1 pseudogene is annotated in these 364 nt (G+C 58.5%); it reads right to left on the reverse strand.

The features are described from left to right. Positions 1-181: 181 nt before the first annotated feature. Positions 182-364 (reverse strand): annotated as a pseudogene (locus tag D0T11_RS22880) (IS1 family transposase); the annotation flags it as partial.

The following is a 364-nucleotide window of genomic DNA, read 5'->3' on the forward strand; positions in this document are numbered from 1 at the left end:
TCCGCAGCTTACCCAGCCGCGATAAACAGTTGGCCACCCGGTTCCCGCTTGCCAAAACATATCGGCGGTGGTATAATGCGAGGTGATTCAGGTTGGCGTTAACCGCCGGTTGTGCTCGTCGATGACGAGTTGGATGCGCGTATGGTGCATTTTCTCGCACCGGCTGAACGAGCGAGGTGATTCAGGTTGGCGTTAACCGCCGGTTGTGCTCGTCGATGACGAGTTGGATGCGCGTATGGTGCATTTTCTCGCACCGACTAAACGAGCAGGACTTGCGCACCAACACGCCGCACTTTTGGCGCAACGAACAGTTGATGGCCTCCACGATGCTCGTCTGGCCGCTGCCTTTGGGGCTGGGCCGGTG

Origin of the sequence: Hymenobacter rubripertinctus (assembly GCF_003583925.1) — a bacterium.
In the GTDB taxonomy this organism is placed as follows: Bacteria; Bacteroidota; Bacteroidia; order Cytophagales; family Hymenobacteraceae; genus Hymenobacter; species Hymenobacter rubripertinctus.